This window comes from Aeromicrobium sp. PFPM2_SD2, assembly GCF_057364525.1.
In genome coordinates this window covers 1-1,947 of sequence record NZ_JBNFNZ010000452.1, presented here as the reverse complement: position 1 = coordinate 1,947, position 1,947 = coordinate 1, and the positions used below count along the sequence as shown (strand labels likewise).

Annotated in this window: 3 protein-coding genes; all 3 read left to right on the top strand. The window is 72.3% G+C overall.

The annotated features are described in order from the left end of the window. The coding region (locus AC2W7G_RS14955; protein WP_485869138.1) for a hypothetical protein at nucleotides 1-191 on the top strand (191 nt) is incomplete at its 5' end. Beyond that, nucleotides 188-715, top strand: a complete 528-nt coding sequence (locus AC2W7G_RS14950; protein ID WP_485869137.1) for an NAD(P)/FAD-dependent oxidoreductase — start codon at nucleotides 188-190, stop codon at nucleotides 713-715. The genes AC2W7G_RS14955 and AC2W7G_RS14950, both read left to right, overlap by 4 nt. Before the next feature lie 42 nt (nucleotides 716-757). Then, on the top strand, nucleotides 758-1,777 hold the full coding sequence (gene fbaA, locus AC2W7G_RS14945) for a class II fructose-bisphosphate aldolase (protein WP_485869136.1): 1,020 nt from the start codon (nucleotides 758-760) through the stop codon (nucleotides 1,775-1,777). The last annotated feature ends 170 nt before the right edge of the window (nucleotides 1,778-1,947 follow it).

Below are 1,947 nucleotides of genomic sequence, written 5' to 3'. Positions count from 1 at the left end.
CACCGGCGTCGAGACCGACGGCGGCGTGCACGACGCCGACCTCGTCGTGCTGGGGCTGGGCGTCACCGCGCGCAACGAGCTCGTCGCCCGACGCCGTCGAGCTCGGGGCGAAGGGCGGCATCGTCGTCGACGAGCACCAGGCCGTCCCCGGCCACGACCGGGTCTGGGGCGGCCGGGCGACTGCGTCGTGACCCGCCACCGGCTCACCGGCGAGCTCGTCCACGTGCCGCTAGGCACCCACGCGAACAAGCAGGGCCTGGTCGCCGGACGCGCGATCGCGGCCGCCGTGACCGGCGACGAGTCCCTGCGCGGCGTGCCGTTCGCCGGGGTCGTCGGCACCGCCATCACCAAGGTCTGCGACCTGGAGATCGCGGTCACCGGGCTCAGCGAGTCGGCCGCGCGCGACGCGGGGCTCGACCCGGTGGTCGCCACCATCGAGTCCACGACGTCGGCGGGCTACTTCCCCGGCGCCGAGCAGCTGACGCTGCGCCTGGTCGTCGACCGCGGCAGCCGCCTGCCAGTCGGCGCGCAGATCGTCGGACGCCAGGGCGCGGGGTGGCGCATCGACACCCTGGCGATGGCGCTGTGGACGTCCACGACCGTCGACGACCTGGCCATGACCGACCTCGCGTACGCCCCGCCGTTCTCGTCGGTGTGGGACCCGGTGCAGGTCGCGGCCCGCGTCGCGGCCCGGCGCCTCGGCACTATGGTGTGATCGACGCAACCCGCCGAGCGAGAACCGCACAGAGGAGCCCTCATGCCCGTCGCCACCCCTGAGATCTACGCCGAGATGCTCGACAAGGCCAAGCGCGAGAAGTTCGCGTACCCGGCCATCAACGTCTCCTCGTCGCAGACCCTGAACGCGGCGCTCGCCGGCTTCGCCGAGGCCGAGAGCGACGGCATCATCCAGATCTCCACCGGCGGCGCCGAGTACCTCTCCGGCCCGACGGTCAAGAACATGGTCTCCGGCTCGCTGGCCTTCGCCGCCTTCGCGCAGGAGGTGGCCAAGAAGTACCCGGTCAACGTCGCGCTCCACACCGACCACTGCCCCAAGGACAAGCTGGACGGCTTCGTCCGCCCGCTGCTGGCGGCGTCCACCGAGCGGGTCCAGGCCGGCGGCCTGCCGTACTTCCAGTCGCACATGTGGGACGGCTCGGCGGTCGCCCTGGAGGAGAACCTGCAGATCGCCGAGGAGCTGCTGGCGGCGGCCGCGGCGGCCAAGGTCGTGCTCGAGGTCGAGATCGGCGTCGTCGGTGGCGAGGAGGACGGCGTCGAGGGCGGCATGGGCGAGCACCTCTACACGACCGCCGAGGACGCGCTGGCGACCGCGGCCGCGCTCGGCGTCGGTGAGAAGGGCCGCTACCTGACCGCGCTCACGTTCGGCAACGTGCACGGCGTCTACAAGCCGGGCAACGTCAAGCTGCGCCCGGAGATCCTCAAGCAGGCCCAGGACGTCGTCGGCGAGAAGTACGGCGTCGACCGTCCCTTCGACCTGGTCTTCCACGGCGGCTCGGGCTCGCTGCCCGAGGAGATCGCCGCGGCGGTCGACTACGGCGTCATCAAGATGAACGTCGACACCGACACCCAGTACGCGTTCACCCGTCCGGTCGCCGGCCACATGCTGAGCAACTACGACGGCGTGCTGAAGATCGACGGCGAGGTCGGCAACAAGAAGACGTACGACCCGCGCGCCTGGGGCAAGGCGGCCGAGGCCGGCATGGCCGCGCGCGTCGTCGAGGCGTGCCAGGCGCTGCGCTCGTCGGGCACCAAGCTCTGACCCACCCCCGACGCACGCCCCGGGAGCGCTGTCTCCCGGGGCCGTCGTGCGTCCTCGCCGCTGAGCGTGACGTTGTGCACGCGACACGCCGGTGCGGGCGTGCACAACGTCACGCCCAGCGCGGGGGTGAGGGTCTAGGCCTGCTGCCGAGCACCACCAGGTCGTGCGGC